The sequence below is a fragment of the Acidimangrovimonas pyrenivorans genome, from assembly GCF_042643245.1.
Lineage (GTDB): Bacteria > Pseudomonadota > Alphaproteobacteria > Rhodobacterales > Rhodobacteraceae > Acidimangrovimonas > Acidimangrovimonas pyrenivorans.
In genome coordinates this window covers 68,713-87,413 of sequence record NZ_JBHRSK010000010.1, presented here as the reverse complement: position 1 = coordinate 87,413, position 18,701 = coordinate 68,713, and the positions used below count along the sequence as shown (strand labels likewise).

The 18,701-nt window shown below is 69.3% G+C and carries 17 protein-coding genes; 9 read left to right on the top strand and 8 right to left on the bottom strand.

Going from position 1 to position 18,701, the window contains the following annotated elements; genetic code table 11:
* Positions 1-40 precede the first annotated feature (40 nt).
* Together ACFOES_RS13550 and ACFOES_RS13545 are read left to right on the top strand one after the other, a co-directional pair.
* The gene (locus tag ACFOES_RS13550; protein WP_377833832.1) at positions 41-955 is read left to right on the top strand and encodes a glycoside hydrolase family 26 protein; all 915 of its coding nucleotides are present in this window, start codon (positions 41-43) and stop codon (positions 953-955) included.
* A 360-nt stretch (positions 956-1,315) separates the two neighbouring features.
* Complete coding sequence (locus ACFOES_RS13545; RefSeq protein ID WP_377833831.1) at positions 1,316-1,477, top strand: hypothetical protein; 162 nt, start codon at positions 1,316-1,318, stop codon at positions 1,475-1,477.
* Positions 1,478-1,679: 202 nt separating this feature from the next.
* Here the strand turns inward: ACFOES_RS13545 and ACFOES_RS13540 are convergent, their stop codons facing one another.
* Positions 1,680-2,498, bottom strand: a complete 819-nt coding sequence (locus ACFOES_RS13540; protein ID WP_377833830.1) for a sulfite exporter TauE/SafE family protein — start codon at positions 2,496-2,498, stop codon at positions 1,680-1,682.
* Positions 2,499-2,705: 207 nt separating this feature from the next.
* Here ACFOES_RS13540 and ACFOES_RS13535 point away from each other — a divergent pair, with 207 nt between their 5' ends.
* Positions 2,706-3,899, top strand: a complete 1,194-nt coding sequence (locus ACFOES_RS13535; RefSeq protein ID WP_377833829.1) for a multidrug effflux MFS transporter — start codon at positions 2,706-2,708, stop codon at positions 3,897-3,899.
* On the opposite strand, the gene dusA is transcribed toward ACFOES_RS13535, so the two are convergent.
* From dusA to ACFOES_RS13510, 5 genes are all read right to left on the bottom strand, one after another.
* The gene (gene dusA, locus ACFOES_RS13530) at positions 3,879-4,853 is read right to left on the bottom strand and encodes a tRNA dihydrouridine(20/20a) synthase DusA (protein WP_377833828.1); all 975 of its coding nucleotides are present in this window, start codon (positions 4,851-4,853) and stop codon (positions 3,879-3,881) included. The genes ACFOES_RS13535 and dusA overlap by 21 nt on opposite strands.
* Before the next feature lie 480 nt (positions 4,854-5,333).
* Positions 5,334-6,479: an N-acetylglucosamine-6-phosphate deacetylase gene (nagA, locus tag ACFOES_RS13525; RefSeq protein WP_377833827.1), complete on the bottom strand. Its 1,146-nt coding sequence runs from the start codon at positions 6,477-6,479 to the stop codon at positions 5,334-5,336.
* Positions 6,476-7,501 (bottom strand): SIS domain-containing protein, encoded by a 1,026-nt coding sequence (locus tag ACFOES_RS13520; RefSeq protein ID WP_377833826.1) that lies wholly within the window; start codon positions 7,499-7,501, stop codon positions 6,476-6,478. Before ACFOES_RS13520 ends, nagA begins: the two co-directional genes overlap by 4 nt.
* A complete protein-coding gene (locus tag ACFOES_RS13515) occupies positions 7,498-8,268 on the bottom strand; it encodes a GntR family transcriptional regulator (protein ID WP_377833825.1) in 771 nt (256 codons plus the stop codon). The genes ACFOES_RS13520 and ACFOES_RS13515 overlap by 4 nt, the downstream gene beginning before the upstream one ends.
* Entirely contained in the window at positions 8,265-9,107 is an 843-nt protein-coding gene (locus ACFOES_RS13510) for a BadF/BadG/BcrA/BcrD ATPase family protein (RefSeq protein WP_377833824.1), read from the bottom strand. Before ACFOES_RS13510 ends, ACFOES_RS13515 begins: the two co-directional genes overlap by 4 nt.
* Positions 9,108-9,250: 143 nt before the next feature.
* On the opposite strand from ACFOES_RS13510, the gene ACFOES_RS13505 reads away from it, so the two are divergent.
* From ACFOES_RS13505 to ACFOES_RS13480, 6 genes are all read left to right on the top strand, one after another.
* Complete coding sequence (locus ACFOES_RS13505) at positions 9,251-10,246, top strand: N-acetylmuramic acid 6-phosphate etherase (protein WP_377833823.1); 996 nt, start codon at positions 9,251-9,253, stop codon at positions 10,244-10,246.
* A 58-nt stretch (positions 10,247-10,304) separates the two neighbouring features.
* The gene (locus tag ACFOES_RS13500) at positions 10,305-11,552 is read left to right on the top strand and encodes an ABC transporter substrate-binding protein (protein ID WP_377833822.1); all 1,248 of its coding nucleotides are present in this window, start codon (positions 10,305-10,307) and stop codon (positions 11,550-11,552) included.
* Positions 11,553-11,675: 123 nt separating this feature from the next.
* Complete coding sequence (locus tag ACFOES_RS13495) at positions 11,676-12,593, top strand: carbohydrate ABC transporter permease (RefSeq protein ID WP_377833821.1); 918 nt, start codon at positions 11,676-11,678, stop codon at positions 12,591-12,593.
* 9 nt (positions 12,594-12,602) lie between these two features.
* Positions 12,603-13,445 (top strand): carbohydrate ABC transporter permease, encoded by an 843-nt coding sequence (locus tag ACFOES_RS13490; protein WP_377833820.1) that lies wholly within the window; start codon positions 12,603-12,605, stop codon positions 13,443-13,445.
* Complete coding sequence (locus ACFOES_RS13485) at positions 13,442-14,485, top strand: Gfo/Idh/MocA family protein (protein WP_377833819.1); 1,044 nt, start codon at positions 13,442-13,444, stop codon at positions 14,483-14,485. The genes ACFOES_RS13490 and ACFOES_RS13485 overlap by 4 nt, the downstream gene beginning before the upstream one ends.
* Complete coding sequence (locus ACFOES_RS13480) at positions 14,473-15,474, top strand: ABC transporter ATP-binding protein (RefSeq protein WP_377833818.1); 1,002 nt, start codon at positions 14,473-14,475, stop codon at positions 15,472-15,474. Before ACFOES_RS13485 ends, ACFOES_RS13480 begins: the two co-directional genes overlap by 13 nt.
* 114 nt (positions 15,475-15,588) lie before the next feature.
* Here the strand turns inward: ACFOES_RS13480 and ACFOES_RS13475 are convergent, their stop codons facing one another.
* Both ACFOES_RS13475 and ACFOES_RS13470 read right to left on the bottom strand, forming a co-directional pair.
* Positions 15,589-16,992, bottom strand: coding sequence for a glutamate decarboxylase (locus ACFOES_RS13475; protein WP_377833817.1), 1,404 nt, complete (start codon positions 16,990-16,992; stop codon positions 15,589-15,591).
* Positions 16,993-17,050: 58 nt separating this feature from the next.
* On the bottom strand, positions 17,051-18,532 hold the full coding sequence (locus ACFOES_RS13470; protein ID WP_377833816.1) for an amino acid permease: 1,482 nt from the start codon (positions 18,530-18,532) through the stop codon (positions 17,051-17,053).
* Positions 18,533-18,701: the final 169 nt, after the last annotated feature.

Genomic DNA, 18,701 nt, shown 5'->3' with positions numbered 1-18,701 from the left:
GAATTGAGTGGGGGTGTGCAACCCGTTTGAGGAGGTCATGATGAAACATGTGCTAGTGAAGATGGGGGCTGGTGGACGCGCCCTCGCATTGGGGCTGGCGGCCCTGCTGGCGGCAGCCCTTTCGGTGCCGGCGCAGGCAGCGCCCCCGGGACCGATGCCCTTCGGCGTCTACGACCCGGGCGGAGACTTTGCCAACGACAAGAACGTGCAGATCGAGCACCTGTTCCTGCCTTGGGAAGACGTCTACCTGCCCTCGCTCAACGAGGCCGACTCCTACGCGCTCAAGCGCCATCGCGCGCTCCTGGTGACGATCGAACCCTGGACCTGGTCGCGGTCGGAGCGCAACACGCCCCAGCACCTGATCAACGGCATCTTCAGCGGCAGCTACGACAAGAACATGCGCACGATCTGCGATGTCCTGAACACGCTGCAAAGCCCGGTGACCGTGCGCTGGGCGCAAGAGATGGACGACGATAACGGCCAGTTTATCTGGGCCGGCTGGAAACCCGAGACCTATATCGCCGCCTATCGCCGGATGATCGACGTCTGCCGCAAGGCGGCGCCCAAGGTGCGCTACATGTGGTCGCCGACCGGTCTGAAGGGGATGGAGAAGTTCTATCCGGGCGACGATTACGTCGATGTCGTCGGCATCTCGGTCTTCGGCTACCAGCCCTGGGACCAGGCGCATTACGGCCATGACCGGACCTTCGAGGACATCATGGCCCCGCGCTACAAGCGCGCCGCCGCCTTCGGCAAGCCTGTCGTGGTCGCCGAGCTCGGCTATTCGGGCAAGCAAGCCTATGTCGACAATTGGGAAAACACCGTGCGCAAGGTCAGCAAGGAGAAGTATCCCCAGCTCGTCGGTGAAGTCTATTTCAACTACCCCGAGGTCTACAGCTGGCCCGAAGGGTTCGGGCGTCCCGACTGGCGGGTGCATCACCGCGTCCTGAAATAGGCCGCCCGACCGGCGAAATCCCGCAAGAAACGGCGCCCCGCGAAGGGGCGCCGTTGTCGTTTCACGGTCTGGCCAAGATAATAGCACATTCATGTGATCGAACTTGGTCATTGGGGTCGGTCTTCTCTTCACCCGCAGGGGCCGCATCCCGGGGGGCGAAGATGAAGGCGGGATGAGTTTTCGCAGGCCGGACGCGACTTGCTTCGCGACGGCAGTCCAAGAAACGAGGGGCACGTCATGAACAGATCAGCCAGGATTTTCGGGGGCGCCCTCGCGGCGGCCGTTTTGCTTTCGGCGCAGGCCGTTCCGGTGCACGCACGGGACAAGACGGCAGAGCCCCGGGCCGTGCGGGTCGCTGCAATGCAGGGCTTCAGCTGGTTCAGCAACGGCAAGACCGCCGCCGAGGCGAAACTGGCCAGGGCCGCGCTGACCACAAGCCATTCCGGCCGCTCGCTGGGGCATGGCAGCTGGATCTGCTCTCCGGCCGGTTTCGGACAGAAATCGAGCTGCAAGGCCCGCTGATTGCCGGCATTCGTCTTGCCGGAGGCGCCCGGTTGAAAAGCGGCGGCAGCCTCCCGGCAGTCGCCACGGAGCCGTCAATGCAGCCCGGCCTGCGCGGCTTGGCGTGGGGGACCCGGGCACGACGCCGGGCAGGCAGAGGCGGCGGAGCAGCAGCGCCTCGCCGGGCGGAAGCAAGGTCCGGGCGGCGCCCGGCCCCAGAGGCTTACCAGCCCAGCGCCTTGCGCAGCATGTTCAGCGCGACCAGGAACAGGAACACGGCGAAGACCCGCTTGAGCGGCTTGGGATCCATCGCATGGGCGAGCTTGACCCCCCAGGGCGCGGTGATCAGCGTCATCGCGATGATCACCAGGAAGGCCGGGATGTTGACGGCGCCGATGGTCATCGGCGGCGCGTCGGGCACCGGCTGGAGCAGGAAGCCGATCACCGCCGGCACCGCGATGGTGACGCCGAAGCCGGCCGCGGTGGCGACGGCGCGGTGGATGGGGGTGTTGAACAGCGTCATCAGCGGCACCCCGAACGAGCCGCCGCCGATCCCCATCAGCACCGACAGGAAGCCGACACCGGGCGACAGCGCCAGCCGCGCCGGCCCCTTCGGCATCTGCTGGCCGAGCCGCCATTCCGACCGGCCGAGCCCGAGATAGAGCGCCACGACCAGCGCCAGCCCGCCGAAGATGCCCTGCAGCACCGCGGTGCGCAGCTGCGCCACCACCAGCATGCCGAGGATGGCGCCGACCGCGATCCCCGGCGCCCAGCCGCGCAGGATCGACCAGTCGACCGCGCCCTTGCGGTTATGCGACAGCACCGAGCGCACCGAGGTGACGATGATCGTCGCCAGCGAGGTCGCGATGCAGATCTGCATCAGGTCGGGGCTGGCATAGCCGAGATAGCCGAAGGCGTAGAAGAAGGCCGGCACCAGGATGATGCCGCCGCCGACACCGAGCAGGCCGGCGACCACCCCGGCAAAGCCTCCGATCAGCAGCAGCAGAACCAGCATCGGCAGCAGAAGGGACAGATCGGGCATGGCGGGCCTTTCCTGAGAGAACCAAAGTGCGTTTGGTCCGCTGATAGCCTGCCGTCGCGTCAGAGGCCAGAGGGCACGGCCTTTCCGGCGAAAAGGGACATGCACGGTGCCCCTTTTGCCATGGCCCCCCGGCCCGAACCGCGATACTGTGCCGCAGCGACCGGGGCAATTCCGCCCCCCGCCAACTCATCACTCACGGAGGCGACTATGGCGACCGGCATGGCCCGTTCGGCCCTGATCCTTGGCCTTCTGTCCTGCGTCGGCCCCTTCGCGATCGACCTCTACCTGCCCGCGATGCCGGATATCGGTGCCGCGCTCGGCGCCTCCGTGGCCGAGACGCAGATGACGATCACCGCCTATTTCATCGCCTTCGGGCTGGCACAGCTGGTCTACGGGCCGTGGTCCGACCGGGTCGGGCGCAAGCTGCCGCTCTATTTCGGGCTGACGATCTTCATCGCCGGCGCGCTGCTCTGCGCCCTGGCGCCGACGATCGGGGCGCTGATCGCCGGGCGCTTCGTCCAGGGGCTGGGCGGCGCCGTGGTCATGGTGGTGCCGCGGGCGATCATCCGCGACCTGCATACCGGCAACGCCGCGACCCGGCTGATGGCCACGATCATGCTGGTGATCTCGGTCTCGCCGATGCTGGCGCCGCTGGCGGGCTCGGGCATCATCGCCGTCGCCGGCTGGCGCGAGATCTTCGCCGCGCTCTGCGGTGCCGCCGTGGTCAGCCTGGCGCTGACCGCCTTCGCCCTGCCCGAGACCCTGCCGCGGGAGGACCGCGCGGCCTTCGACCTCGGTGTGCTGATCCGCGGCGCGGTCCGGCTGCTGAGCGACCGGATGTTCATCGGCCTGACCTTCATCGGCGGCTTCGGCATGGCCAGCTTCTTTGTCTTCCTCGCTTCGGCCTCCTTCGTCTATACCGGCGCCTTCGGCCTCTCGCCGACCGGCTTCTCGCTCGCCTTCGCCTTCAACGCCATCGGCTTCTTCACGTCGTCGCAACTGGCCGCCGGACTGGGCGAGCGTTTCGGCGCGCCGCGCGTGGTGGCGCTGGCGACGGCGGGCTTCGCGACGATGACCCTGATCACCCTGGCGCTGGTCGCGGTCGGCTTCGGCAGCCTGCCGGTGGTGGTCGGCGGGCTGTTCCTGGGCAATGCCTGCCTCGGGCTGGTGATCCCGACGACGATGGTGATGGCGCTGGACGAACATGGCGACATCGCCGGGCTGGCCTCGTCGCTGGGCGGCACGCTGCAGATGCTGGCCGGCGGCGCGATGATCGCGGCGACGGGGCCGTTCTTCGACGGCACCGCCCTGCCGATGGTGGCGGCAATCGCCTTCTGCGGCGTGCTGACGGTGACGCTGTCGGCGCTGGTGCTGCGCCGCTCAGCCCGTCAGAGCGTCTGAGCCCGCGCCCGGAGCCGCCTCGGCCATCGCCGCCAGCGCGGCGTCGACCACCTCGAGCCCGGCGCCCGGCTTCGGCGCCCGCTCCGACAGCACCCGGCGCCATTGCCGCGCCCCGGGCTGGCCGTGGAACAGCCCCAGCATGTGGCGGGTGATCTGGTGCAGCCGGCCGCCGGCCTCGAGATGGCGGGCGATATAGGGCCGCATCCGCTCGACCGCCTCGAGCCGGGTGATCTCGCGCTCGAGGCCGAAGATGCGCCGGTCGGCCTCAAGCAGGATCGCCGCCGGATCGTGATAGGCGGCGCGGCCGACCATCACCCCGTCGAGCCCGCGCGCCAGGAACTCCTCGGCCTGGTCGAGCGAGGCGATGCCGCCATTGACCGAGATGTCGAGCTGCGGGAAATCGCGCTTCATCTTCTCGACCAGCGGGTAGTCGAGCGGCGGAATGTCCCGGTTCTCCTTCGGCGACAGCCCCTGCAGCCAGGCCTTGCGGGCATGGATGGTGAAACGCCGCACCCCGGCGGCATGGACGGTTTCCAGGAAGGCGGGCAGCACCTCCTCGGGCACCTGATCGTCGACGCCGATACGGCATTTGACCGTCACCTCGACCGGGCTGGCCGCGATCATCGCCGCGACACAGTCGGCCACCAGTTCCGGCCGCTCCATCAGCACGGCGCCGAATGAGCCCGACTGGACCCGGTCCGAAGGGCAGCCGACATTGAGGTTGATCTCGTCATAGCCCCAATCGCCGGCGATCCGGGTCGCCTCGGCCAGTTCCTCCGGCACCGAGCCGCCCAGCTGCAGCGCCACCGGATGCTCGCAGGCGTCATAGCCCAGCAGCCGCGCGCGGTCGCCATGGATCACGGCCGGGGCGGTGACCATCTCGGTATAAAGCAGCGTTGCGTGGCTGAGCAGGCGGTGGAAGACGCGGCAATGCCGGTCGGTCCAATCCATCATCGGCGCGACGGAGAGTCTATGCGAATGATATTCCATCATCTTTCCTGCAGGCTCAGGTCGTTCTCGGAGGGCCCTGCCGCTTCATTCCACGACCGGGCGCCTCCCGTTCCACTCGATTTCGACCGCTCCTTGCACACCAGGCGCGCACAGGATTTCGGCGACGATCACGAAGCCTTCCTCACCCCTCCTGGCAGCGCGGGATCAGGCACGAGCGGAAGCCCGCCAACGAGACCCTTCGCCGGCGCGGCGACGCCGGGCCATGGGCGCGTGCGAAGGAAAGCCGGATCGACAGGGGCGACCCTATACTGTCGCGCGCGGAGGAAACCAAGGGTTTTGCCGGATTCATCGGCCTGCGCATCGGCGGCCTCGCCGGACCCTGCAAGCCCCCCGGCCGGTCGAAACGCACAGGCCGGGAAGCGGAAGGCCGAGCCGTCGCCTCGACCGGGGCGCCGCGGCGGCGGGAAGGCCCGGCCGCGCCGGTCAGAGCGGCGCGCCGGAAACCCAGACGCGGCGCAGCGCCATCTCCTCGGTCAGGTGCACCAGATCGGCGCTGCGGCCGGGCGCGATGCGGCCCAGCTCGGCGCCCGCGCCGATGCAGGCGGCGGGGACGGCCGTGGCCATCCGCAGCGCCGCCTCCGGGGCGAGGCCGACCTTGCCGGTGATCACGCCCAGTGCCGCCGGCAGGGTGACATCGGCCCCGGCCAGGGTGCCGTCGGCCAGGGTCAGGCGACCATCGCGGCGCAGGATGGTGCGGCCGCCGAGGGTGAACTCGGTCATCGCCGTGCCCGCCGGAGCCATCGCGTCGGTGACCAGGAACAGCCGGTCGGCACCGCGCTTGGCGGCGATGGCGATGCGCAACGCCTCGGGGGCGACATGGATGCCATCGGCGATCATCCCGGCATAGGCGCTTTCGCTGTCGAGCGCCGCGCCGACCAGGCCCGGCTCGCGATTGCCGAGCTGGCTCATGGCGTTGAACAGGTGGGTCGTACAGCGGGCGCCGGCGGCATAGGCGGCGCGGGCGCCGGCAAGGCCGGTATCGGTATGGCCAAGGCTGACGGTGACGCCCGCGCCGGCGAGGGTGGCGATCTGCTCGACGGTCACGGACTCGGGGGCGAGGGTCACCATCAGCGAGGGCAGTTCGGCCGCCGACCGGCACAGCAGGTCGAGATCCTCGGCTTCCATCGGCCGAATCAGGGCGGGATCGTGGGCACCCTTGCGGCGCGGATCGAGATGCGGCCCCTCGATATGGAGCCCGGCGAACCCCGGCACGCCGGCGCGGGCGGCGGCGATGCCGGCGGCCAGGACCTGCGCCGTGGCTTCCGGCGTGTCGGTGATCAGGGTCGGGGTCAGATGCAACGTGCCGAGGGCGCGGTGGGCGGCGCAGATCGTGGCGATTTCCTCGACGCCCGGTTCCGTGCCCAGCATGGTGCCGCCGCCGCCGTTCACCTGCAGGTCGACGAGGCCCGGCGCGATGATGCCGCCCGGCAGCGCCTCGCGCGGGCCCTCGGGGGCCTCGGCCTCCGGCACGAGGGCCGTGATCGTGGCACCGTCGAGCACCAGCGCATGCCCGTCGCGCAGGCTGTCGCCGTCGAAGATGCGGGCACCGGTGAGGATCTTGCGGCTCATACCGTCTCCGTCACTTTGTTCAGATGCGGCGGCTTGTCGGGGTCGAAGCCGCGCCGGCGGGCGAGTGCCTCGATGAAGGCGTAGAAGCTGACGACGAGGGCGAGCGGCGCCACCAGCGGGTGCAGGCCCGAGACGGTGGGCAGCGCGTGCACCGGGGCGGCGGCGCCCGCGCCGGTGAGGAAGCTGTCCGCCCCCTGCCGCGCCAGCCGCTCGGCGGTCTCGACGACGCCGGGCCGGGCCGCGTCCTCGACCGCCAGCGCCAGCACCGGGAACCGGTCCTGGACGATCGCGGCGGGGCCATGCAGGACCTCGGCGGCGGAATAGGCCTCGGCATGCAGGCCCGAGGTCTCCTTGCATTTCAGCGCCATTTCGCTGGCGATGGCGAAGCCCGGTCCGCGCCCGAGGACATAGAGCGACTGCGCCCGGACCAGGCGGTCGGCAAGCGCCGCCCAGTCGCAGGCGAGCGCCTTGCCGAAGGCCTCGGGCAGGTCGCGGATGGCGGCGCGCAGGGCGTCGTCCTCTTGCCACTCGGCCAGCAGCAGCAGCCCGGCGACGACCGAGTTGACGAAGGTCTTGGTGGCGGCGACGCTCTTCTCCTCGCCGGCATTCAGCGCCAGGGCATGGCCCGCGGCAGCGGCGAGCGGCGCGCCCTCGACATTGGTCAGCGCCAGCGTCAGCGCCCCGCTCTGCCCGGCGCTCCTCATCATCTCGACGATGTCCGGGCTCTGGCCCGATTGCGAGATCCCGAGGCAGGCCGCTTGGCCGAGCTTGAGCCGGCGGCCATAGACCGAGGCGATCGAGGGGCCGACCGAGGCGACGGGCACCCCGGCGGTCAGCTCGATGGCGTATTTCAGGTAGCTTGCCGCATGGTCCGAGGAGCCGCGCGCGACGGTGACGATCACGTTCGGGTCGCGGGCGCGGAGCGCCGCGCCGGCCTCGGCGGCGGCGCCGGACATGGCGGACAGGAAGCGGGCGGCGGCGGCGGGAATTTCCGCCACCTCGGCCTGCATATGGGTTGTCATGGCGTGTCTCCCTGAGAGTCGCCGGCAAGACGCAGCTCGGCGGCGAAGTCGTAGGCGTCGCCCCGGTAGAGCGACAGCGTGTATTCGGCCGTCGCCCCCGAGGCCAGATAGGCGATGCGCTCGATCCGCAGGCAGGCGGCGCCGGGCGGCAGCTCCAGCAGCTCGGCATCGGCCGGGCCGATATTGACCGCCGACAGGCGCTGGACCGCGCGCACCGGGCGCAGGCCATTTGTCTCGAGATGGGCGTAGAGCGAGCTCTCGACCGCCTCCGGATCGGGCAGCAGCGCCGCCGGCAGGCTGGCCCGCTCGATCGCCAGCGGCACGCCGTCGGCAAGGCGGACCCGGGCCAGCCGGGCGACCCGGTCATGCGCCTTGAGGCCCAGCACCATGACCTCGTCCGGTGTCGGCGTGTGCAGCGAGCGGTCGAGCCAGACCGAGCGCGCCGCCTTGCCGCGGCGGCGCATGTCCTCGCTGAACGAGGTCAGCAGCGACAGCGCCTGTTCGAGGCGCTCGACGCGCGGCGCGACATAGGTGCCCGAGCCCCGGCGCTGGACCAGGTCGCCCGAGGCGACGAGGGACTGGACCGCCTTGCGCACGGTGACGCGCGACAGCCCGGTCATGGCGGCCATGTCGCGTTCCGGCGGCAGGCTCTCGCCCGGCTGGAGCGCGCCCGAGGCGATGCCGTCGCCGATCCGGCGCGCCAGCTGGCGGTAGAGCGGCCCCTTGCCCGCGTCGTCGAACCCCTCGGGGCTGAAAAGGTCGCTCATGGCTGCCCCTCCTGCCGGGCCAGCAGCAGGGCGCCGTCCAGCGCGCTGCCCCGGGCGGGGCGGAGGCGCGCGCCGTAGCGCGGCGCGAGGCGGGCGGCGAACAGCGGCCCGAGCCCGCCGAGAAAGGTCACCTGGGCCGCGGGCCCCGCCGCGAGGCGGTCGATGCAGCGGGCGATCCAGGCATCCGCCTGCGCCAGGATCGCCGTCGCGGCGGCATCGTCGGTGTCGAACAGGCGCGGGGCGTGGCGGCCGAAATCGGCGGGGCTGGCGCTGCGGGCGAAATCGACGATCGCCTCCGGGCCGCCCATCTCCCCGCTCAGCGCGGCCAGCAGCGGCGAGGTCTCGACCAGCCCGTCGGCGGCATGCAGCGCCCGGGCCAGCAGCGCCCGGCCGAGCCAGGCCCCCGAGGCCTCGTCGCCGAGCTGGAAGCCCCAGCCGCCGATCTGGCTGACCCGGCCGGAGGACTGGCCGGCGAAGACCGAGCCGGTGCCGATCGTGGCGACGACGCCATCGGCCTCGCCCAGCGCGCCCTTGAGGGCGATGACCGCGTCGCTGACGATGCGGCTGCGCGCGAAGGGCAGCAACGCGGCAAGACGGCGGGCATAGTCGGGCAGGTTGGCCCCGGCGAGGCCGAGCACCGCATGCACGGCGGAGACCTCCACACCGGCCTCCGCCCCGGCCTGCCCCGCCGCCGCGAGGATGCTGCCGCGGGCGCCTTCAAGATCGGTGACGATATTGGCCGGGCCGGAGCGGCCCTGGCCGAGGATGCGGCCGGCCGCGTCGGCCAGGACCGCGCGGCACCCGGTGCCTCCCCCGTCGATTCCCAGCAGAAACGGCATGACGACTCCCTTCGCCAGAAAGAATACCAAAATAATACCATTCCGCAAGAAGAAGGAGATTTATGTTGAATAACTAGGAATTTACGAAAGTGTTTGGCAAATTGGTATTAGTTTGGCATTCTTTCTGGCGAAGGGAGATTCGGATGGCTGCCACCACCGAGCACAGACATCATGCCGCAAGCGGGCTGCAACAGGCGGCGCCGGAAGAGGCGCTGCGGCGCCTCTACGCCGCCCAGATCGCCTCGGCCCGGGCGCTCGAGCCGGCCTTTGCCGCGCTCGCCCGGGCCGCCGAACTGGCGGCCGGGGCGCTTGGCGGGACGGGGCGGCTGGCCTATGTCGGCGCCGGCAGTTCCGGGCTGATGGCGCTGGCCGACCGGCTCGAGCTGTCCGGCACTTTCGGCATCCCGCCCGCCCGCACGCCGATGCTCTTCGCCGGCGGCAGCGCGGCGCTGCTGCATCTCGAGGGCGCGTCCGAGGATGACCCGGCGCAGGCCGTGGCCGATCTGGCGGCGCTGCGCCCCGATGCCGGCGACGTGGCGGTCTGCGTCTCGGCCTCGGGCCGCANGGGCGCGTCCGAGGATGACCCGGCGCAGGCCGTGGCCGATCTGGCGGCGCTGCGCCCCGATGCCGGCGACGTGGCGGTCTGCGTCTCGGCCTCGGGCCGCACGCCCTATACGCTCGCGGCGGCCCGTGGCTTCGCGGCGGCTGGGGCGAAGGTCGTCGCGCTGGCCAATGTCGCCGGCAGTCCGCTGCTCGCGGCGGCCGACGTCCCGGTGCTGCTCGACACCGGGCCCGAGGTCGTCGCCGGTTCGACCCGGATGGCGGCGGGCACGGCGCAGAAGATCGCGCTGAACCTGTTCTCGACCCTGCTCGGGCTGCGGCTGGGCCATGTCCATGACGGCTACATGGTCAATGTCCGGGCCGACAATGCCAAGCTTCGCGACCGCGCGGCGCGGATCGTCGCCGCGATCTCCGGGGCCGGCGAGGCCCGCGCGCGGGACGCGCTGGCCGAGAGCGGCGGGGCGGTGAAGCTGGCCGTGCTGCTGGCCGCCGGGGCCGCACCGGAAAGGGCCGAGGCCCTGCTGAAGAGCCATCGCGGGCATCTGGGTCCCGCCCTGGAGGAATTGACCAAACCGTAACCATAGGCCCCGCCCGGCACGGGCTAGCCAACGAGGGGCGACAACAGGGAGACAACGCATGAAGACACCCATCAGCCTTGCGCTGGCCGGGATGCTGCTGAGCGGCACCGCGGCCTGGGCCGAGACCACGATCACCATCGAGAGCTGGCGCAACGACGATCTGACCGTCTGGCAGCAACAGATCATCCCGGCCTTCGAGAAGGCCCATCCCGACATCAAGGTGGTGTTCGCCCCCTCGGCGCCGACCGAATACAACGCCGCGCTGAACTCCAAGCTCGACGCCGGCACCGCGGGCGACCTGATCACCTGCCGGCCCTTCGACGCCTCGCTCGGCCTCTACCAGAAGGGCAAGCTGGCGGACCTGTCCGACATGGCGGTGATGAAGAACTTCTCGGATGTCGCCAAGGCCGCCTGGCAGACCGATGACGGCAAGCACACCTTCTGCGTGCCGATGGCCAGCGTGATCCACGGCTTCATCTACAATGCCGACGCCTTCAAGGAGCTGGGCCTGACCCCGCCCAAGACCGTCGACGCCTTCTATGCCGATCTCGACAAGATCAAGAAGGACGGCAGCTACATCCCGCTCGCCATGGGCACCCACGACCAGTGGGAGGCCGCGACCATGGGCTACGAGAATATCGGCCCGAACTACTGGCAGGGCGAGGCCGGCCGCAAGGCGATCATCGACGGCAGCCAGAAGCTGACCGATCCGCAATGGGTCGAGCCGTTCAAGCAGCTCGCCAAATGGGCGCCCTACATGGGCGACGGCTTCAAGGCCCAGACCTATCCCGACAGCCAGAACCTGTTCACCCTCGGCCGCGCCGCGATCTATCCCGCCGGCTCGTGGGAGATCTCGGGCTTCGAGGCGAATGCCGACTTCAAGATGGGCGCCTTCCCGCCGCCGGTGCCGAAGGCGGGCGACCAGTGCTACATCTCCGACCAGCCGGACCACGCGATGGGGCTGAACGCCGCCTCGAAGCACAAGGAAGCGGCGATGACCTTCCTGAAATGGGTCGGCTCGCAGCAATTCGCCGAGATCTACGGCAACGCGCTGCCCGGCTTCTTCCCGCTGACCAGCGAGAAGGTGACGATCAAGGACCCGCTGGCCAACGAGTTCCTGAGCTGGCGCCAGGGCTGCAAGTCGACGATGCGCTACACCTACCAGATCCTGTCGCGCGGGACGCCGAACCTCGAGAACGCGCTCTGGGCGGCCTCGGCCAACGTGATCAACGGCACCGAGACGCCCGAGGCCGCGGCCGAGAAGCTGCAGAAGGACCTGGCGAGCTGGTACAAGCCGCAGCAGTAAGGGCCCGAGGGCGGACCGGGGCGCGGCTGCCCCCCGGTCCGCCTGCGGCGGGGGGCTGTCTGCCCCCCACCCTCCCCCCACATTCCCCCGGGGATATTTGCGTGAAGATGAAGGAGAAGGGGCATGGCTGAACGAAAGCCCGTGCGCTGGCATATCGCCGTGTTCCTGGCGCCGGCACTGACCGTCTACACCGCGATCATGATCATCCCGCTATTCGCGACGCTCGACCTGTCGCTCTACCGGGCGGTCGACAAGGTCACGCATTTCGTCGGTTTCGGCAATTTCGCCACGCTGTTCGGCGATCCGAACTGGTCGGGACAGTTCTGGAACGCGCTGTGGAACAACACCTGGTTCTTCATCGTCAACATGGCGGTGCAGAACCCGATCGGGATCGGCCTGGCGGCGCTGCTGTCCTCGCCGCGGCTGCGTTTCGCCGCGGCCTACCGCACCGCGATCTTCGTGCCGACGATCCTGAGCTTCGTCATCGTCGGCTTCGTCTGGAAGCTGATCCTGTCGCCGCTCTGGGGGATCGCGCCGGACCTGTTGAAAGCGGTCGGGCTGCGCCATTGGTTCGCGCCCTGGCTCGGCGATCCCCATTACGCGCTGACCACGATCGCGCTGATCTCGGTCTGGCAGTTCATCGGCATCCCGATGATGCTGATCTACGCCGCGCTGCTGTCGATCCCCGACGAGGTGATCGAGGCCGCCGAGATGGACGGCATCACCGGCATGAGCCAGTTCTGGAAGATCAAGCTGCCGCTGATCCTGCCCTCGATCGGGATCATCTCGATCCTGACCTTCGTCGGCAATTTCAACGCCTTCGACCTGATCTACGTCGCCCAGGGGGCGCTGGCGGGGCCGAATTTCTCGACCGATATCCTCGGCACCTTCCTCTACCGGACCTTCTTCGGCTTCCAGCTCCAGCTCGGCGATCCCAACATGGGGGCGACCATCGCCACGGTGATGTTCGCGATCATCCTGGCGGGGGTCTGCCTCTACCTGTTCGGCATCCAGCGGCGGCTGCGTCGCTACCAGTTCTGAGGTGACACGATGAGCCACCGCGCCAGATCCTCGCTGCCCCGCACCGCCGCCGCCCACGCGATCCTGCTGACCTATACGGTGATCGCGCTGTTCCCGGTCTTCGTGATCGTCATCAACTCGATGAAGTCGCGCCGGGCGATCTTTGCCCATCCGCTGCAATTGCCGGGGCGCGAGACCTTCGACCTGATCGGCTTCCAGACCGTGCTGCAACAGGGCAACTTCCCGCTCTATTTCTGGAACAGCCTCGTCGTCACGGTGGCGTCGCTGTTCCTCGTGCTGCTGTTCGGGGCGATGGCCGCCTTCGCGCTGTCGGAATACCGCTTCCGCGGCAACACGCTGATGGGGCTCTACCTCGCGCTCGGGATCATGATCCCGATCCGGCTCGGCACCGTCGCCATCCTGCAGATGATGGTGGCCAGCCACCTGGTCAACACGCTGTTCGCGCTGATCCTGGTCTATACCGCGCAGGGCATCCCGCTGGCGGTCTTCATCCTGAGCGAGTTCATGAAGTCGGTCTCGGACGATCTCAAGAACGCCGGCCGCATCGACGGGCTGTCGGAATACCGCATCTTCTTCCGGCTGGTGCTGCCGCTGGTGCGGCCGGCGATGGCCACGGTCGCGGTCTTCTCGATGATCCCGATCTGGAACGACCTGTGGTTCCCGCTGATCCTGGCGCCGGCCGAGCATGTCAAGACGGTGACCCTGGGCGCGCAGATCTTCCTCGGCCAGTTCGTGACCAACTGGAACGCGGTGCTGGCCTCGCTCTCTCTTGCCATCCTCCCGGTGCTGGTGCTGTACCTGATCTTCTCGCGCCAGCTGATCCGGGGCATCACCGCGGGGGCCGTGAAATGATCCGGACACTTGTCGCAGGGCTGGGAAACATGGGGCGCAGCCACGCCCTGGCCTATCACCGCGATCCCGCCTTCCAGATCGTCGGGCTGGTGAACCGCTCGACGCCGGAGCTCGACCCGGCGCTGGCCGGCTACGAGGTGACGGCGGATTTCCACGCTGCCCTGGCGCGGCTGAAGCCCGAGCTGGTCTCGATCGCCACCTACTCCGACAGCCATGCCGATTTCGCCGTCGCGGCGATGGAGGCGGGGGCGCATGTCTTCGTCGAGAAGCCGCTGGCGACCACGGTCGCGGATGCCCGCCGGGTGGCGGACTGCGCCGCGCGGACCGGGCGCAAGGTGGTCGTCGGCTACATCCTGCGCCACCATCCCTCGTGGCAGCGGCTGATCGCCGAGGCGCGGGGGCTAGGGGGACCTTACGTCTTCCGTCTCAACCTCAACCAGCAGTCCAAGGGGCCGACATGGGAGGTGCACAAGGCGCTGATGCGGACCACCCCGCCGATCGTCGATTGCGGCGTGCATTACGTCGACGTGATGCTCCAGATCGCCGGAACCGAGGCGGTCGAGGTCCGCGGCATGGGCCTGCGCCTGAGCGACGAGATCGCGCCGGAGATGTATAACTACGGCCATTTCCAGGTGCTGTTCGAGGATGGCTCGCTGGGCTGGTACGAGGCCGGCTGGGGGCCGATGATGTCCGACAGCGCCTTCTTCGTGAAGGACGTGGTCAGCCCCAACGGCGCGGTCTCGATCCGGATGCCGGAAAGCGCCCGCTCGGACGATATCGACACCCATACCCGGACCTCGATGCTGCGCCTTCACCGCGTCGGCGCCGAGGACCGGGACATCTCGATGGCCGACGAGCCCGGTCATCAGGAACTGTGCGAGCGCGAGGCGGCCTTCGTCGCCCGCGCCATCACCGAGGATCTCGACCTCTCCCGACACATGCGGGAAGCCGTGCAATCGCTCGCCATCTGCCTCGCCGCGGACGAGAGCGTGAAGACCGGCCGCCCGATCAGCCTGAAGGAGGCCCCATGGGCGCCCTGAAACTCAACAATCTGCGCAAGTCGTTCGGCGCCGTCGACGTGATCAAGGGGGTCGACCTCGAGGTCCGGGACGGCGAATTCTGCGTCTTCGTCGGCCCCTCGGGCTGCGGCAAGTCCACCCTGCTGCGAATGATCGCCGGGCTCGAGGACGTCTCGGGCGGCGATGTCGAGATCGACGGCGCCCGGGTCAACCTGGCGCCGCCCTCCAAGCGCGAGATCGCGATGGTGTTCCAGAGCTACGCGCTCTACCCGCACCTGACGGTGCGCGACAACATGGGGCTGGCGCTGAAACAGGCGGGGCAGTCGAAGGCTGAGATCGGCCAGGCGGTCGAGCGGGTCGCGACCATGCTGTCGCTCGAACCGCTGATGGAGCGGCGGCCGTCGGAACTGTCGGGCGGCCAGCGCCAGCGGGTGGCGATCGGCCGGGCGGTGGTGCGGCGGCCCAAGCTGTTCCTGTTCGACGAGCCGCTGTCGAACCTCGACGCGGCGCTGCGGGTCCACACGCGGATCGAGATCGCCCGGCTGCACCGCGAGCTCAGGGCGACGATGATCTATGTCACCCACGATCAGGTCGAGGCGATGACGCTGGCCGACCGGATCGTGGTGCTCAACGCCGGCCGCATCGCCCAGGTCGGCGCGCCGATGGAGCTCTACAACGATCCCGCCAACACCTTCGTCGCCGGCTTCATCGGCTCGCCGCAGATGAATTTCCTCAAGGCGGCGGCGCTGGAGATGCGGGGCGAGACGGTCGGCATCCGGCCCGAACATCTCGAGATCAGCCGCGAGGCCGGGCGCATCCCCGGCACGATCAGCCATGTCGAGCATCTCGGCGGCGAGACCAATGTCTATGTCCATACCGAGCCGCACGGGCTGCTGACGGTGCGGCTGTTCGGCGAGCACCGTTTCGAGGTCGCCGAGCCGGTCCACCTGACGCCGGACCCGGCGCGGCAGTTCCTGTTCGATGCCGACGGGGCCCGCATCCGCGATTGACCGGCGCGGCCGGGGCGGCGCGGGGGCCGTCTCCGCCGGCCCGCATCATCCGGGTCGACGGACCAGGGCGCGCGCGCCGCGCAGGCCGACGGCCGAGATCCGCCCGGCGTCGCGTCAGCGGCCGCTATGGTCGAAGCTGCCGGTCTCGAAGGCGGTCAGCGGCACGCCCACCGGGTGCTTCTCGAAATGCGTCAGCGCGGCGCGCATGTCCTCGATCAGCAGGTTGCCCATGTCCTCGCTGAAACCATGACGCACGAGGATGCGCTGGACGACGAGTTCCTCGCGCTCGGGCGGCATCGCATAGGCCGGCACCAGCCAGCCGCGGCTGCGCAGCCGGTCGGCGAGGTCATAGAGGCTGAAGCCGGGATCGGTGCCGGGCTTGAAGGCCCAGGAGACCGCCGGAATGCCCATCGTGCCGCCGTCATGGATGACGTCGAACGGCCCCATCCTGTCGATCGCCTCGGCCAGGCGGAAGGCGATGTCGTAGCAGGCCTGCTGGACCTTGCGGTAGCCCTCGCGCCCGAGGCGGATGAAGTTGTAGTATTGCGCGATGATCTCGCCGCCCGGGCGCGAGAAGTTCAGCGCGAAGGTCGGCATGTCGCCGCCGAGGTAGTTGACCCGGAAGACCAGATCCTCGGGCAGATCGGCGGCGTCGCGCCAGACCACCCAGCCGACGCCCAGCGGCGCGAGGCCGAACTTGTGGCCCGAGGCGTTGATCGATTTCACCCGCTCCAGGCGGAAATCCCATTCCAGCCCGGGCGTGACGAAGGGGGCGAGGAAGCCGCCCGAGGCCGCGTCGACATGGATCGGGATGTCGAGCCCGGTCTCGGCCTGCAGCGTGTCGAGCGCGGCGGCGACCGCTTTGACGTCCTCGTACTGGCCGGTGAAGGTAACGCCCAGGGTCGGCACCACGCCGATGGTGTTCTCGTCGCAGCGCGCGACCGCCTCCTCGGGGGTCATCAGCAGGCGGCCCTTTTCCATCGGGATCTCGCGCAGCTCGACATCCCAGTAGCGGGCGAACTTGTGCCAGCAGACCTGGACCGGCCCGGTGACGAGGTTGGGACGGTCGGTCGGCTTGCCCTCGGCCCGGCGCTTGTCGCGCCAGCGCCATTTCAGCGCCATCCCGGCCAGCATCGCGGCCTCGGACGAGCCGGTGGTGGAACAGCCCATGGTGTCGGCCGCCGCGGGCGAGTTCCACAGATCGGCGAGGATATGGACGCAGCGCGCCTCGATCTCGGCAGTCTGGGGGTATTCGTCCTTGTCGATCATGTTCTTGTCGATGCTCTCGGCCATCAGCGCCCGCGCCTCGGGCTCCATCCAGGTGGTGCAGAAGGTGGCAAGGTTCTGGCGCGCATTGCCGTCCATCATCAGCTCGTCATGGACCAGCGTATGGGCATGGCGCGGGTCGCGCTCGGCCATCGGCATGCGGTATTTGGGCAGCGAGACCGAGAGGTCGGACGAGGCGTAGATGTCGTCGAGAATGGCGTCGCGGATGTCGTTTCTGCGGTGAAGGGGCATTTGGGGGCTCCGTCGGGGAGGGGGAGGCGCGGCCCGGGCACGGGCCGCGCCGCGGATGTCAGTGCTGCGGGGCGATGTGATGCGCCCATCCCGGCCGCCGCAGGATGTGGATGACGAAGGGCGCGCCGCCGAAGACGATCAGGCCGCCGATCACCAGGCCGGTGTAGAGATCGGGCGAGCCCAGCGGCAGCTGGCTCGGCGGGAAGAACGAGACGACCAGCGCGAACAGCACGGCGAGGAAGCCGAAGCCCGCGATCAGCCACATCCCCGGCTTGCCGCCGGGCACGCGGAAATGGCGCTCTGCCTCGGGGGCGCTGTAGCGCAGGCGGATCGCGGCGGCATACATCATCAGGTACATCAGCAGGTAGAGCGAGACCGTCATCGCGCTGAGCAGGTAGAAGGCGTCGCTGGGGTTGGGGAAGATCAGGTAGAAGGCCCCCAGCACGCTGACGATCAGCGCCTGGATGACGAGGATGGTCTTCGGCGCCCCGGCGCTGTTGGTGGCGGCGAAGGAGGGCGGGATCTCGCCGTCCTCGGCGGTCTGCAGCAGCGCCCGGCTGGGCCCGCCGATCCAGGTGACGATCTGCCCCAGCGCGCCGACGGCGAGGAACGCGGCCGCGACGGGCACCGCCCAGCCGATCTGGAGCTTGTCCAGCGCCGCCTTGTAGGCCTGCATGATGCCGGCGGTCAGGCTGAGTTCCTTGACCGGGAACATCGTGGCGATGGCGAGCGAGCCGAAGGTGAACAGCACGAAGATGATGAGCGCGGCAAGGATCATCGCCTCGGGGAATTCACGCGCCGGCTTGTCCATCTGGCTGGCGCGCACGCCCTGGACCTCGACCCCGGCGAACAGCAGCACCGTGCCGGCGAGGAAGGCGATCGAGCCGAGGCCCGAGATCTGCGGCAGCCAGGGGTTCACCTGATGCCCGGCGGCCGAGGCGGCGTCGGCGGTCGAGACCGTCGCCCGGATCAGCTCGATCGGGTTGCCGAGCGCGATCCACACCACGGCGAGCCCCATCAGGAACAGCCCGGGCAGCACCGTGCCGAGGACGAAGAGCCACTGGCTGACGTTGCCATAGGATTTCTCGCCGAAAAGCGCGACGAAGGTGGCGAGCCAATAGACGACGATGACGACGCCGAAATTGTAGAAATGGTTCGACGCCAGCGCCGGATCGCCGAACATGTAGGCCAGCGCCGCAGCGGTGAAGCCGAGCGCCACCGGGTACCAGACGACGTTCTGGATCCATTGCAGCCAGACGGCCGCGAGCCCCCAGGGCCCGCCGAAGGCCTCCTTGAGCCAGGTGTAGATGCCGCCCTTGTCGCGGGTGAACATGCCGCCCAGCTCGGCCGAGACGAAGGCGCCGGGGATCAGGAAGAAGAGCGTGGCGAAACCGATGTAGAACCACATCGTCAGCCCTTCCTTGGCCATCATCGGCAGGCCGCGCAGGCTGATGACGGCGGCGGCGGTCATCAGGGCGACGCCCCAGACCGAGAAGCGGTGCGTCTTCGCGGGCGCTCCGGATGAGGATGTATGTGACATGCCGTTCTCCTTGCGATTGGCGCTTGAACGCGTGGACCACGCCGGCCCCGGGCGGAGATGCGTTCGTGCAACTACCGGCGCTAGACCCCAGGATGCCCGGGCAGCATTGACGTGGATCACCCCCCGATTGCCGCCCCGGCGCGCCCGTGAGCAGCCCATGCGGCGCGGC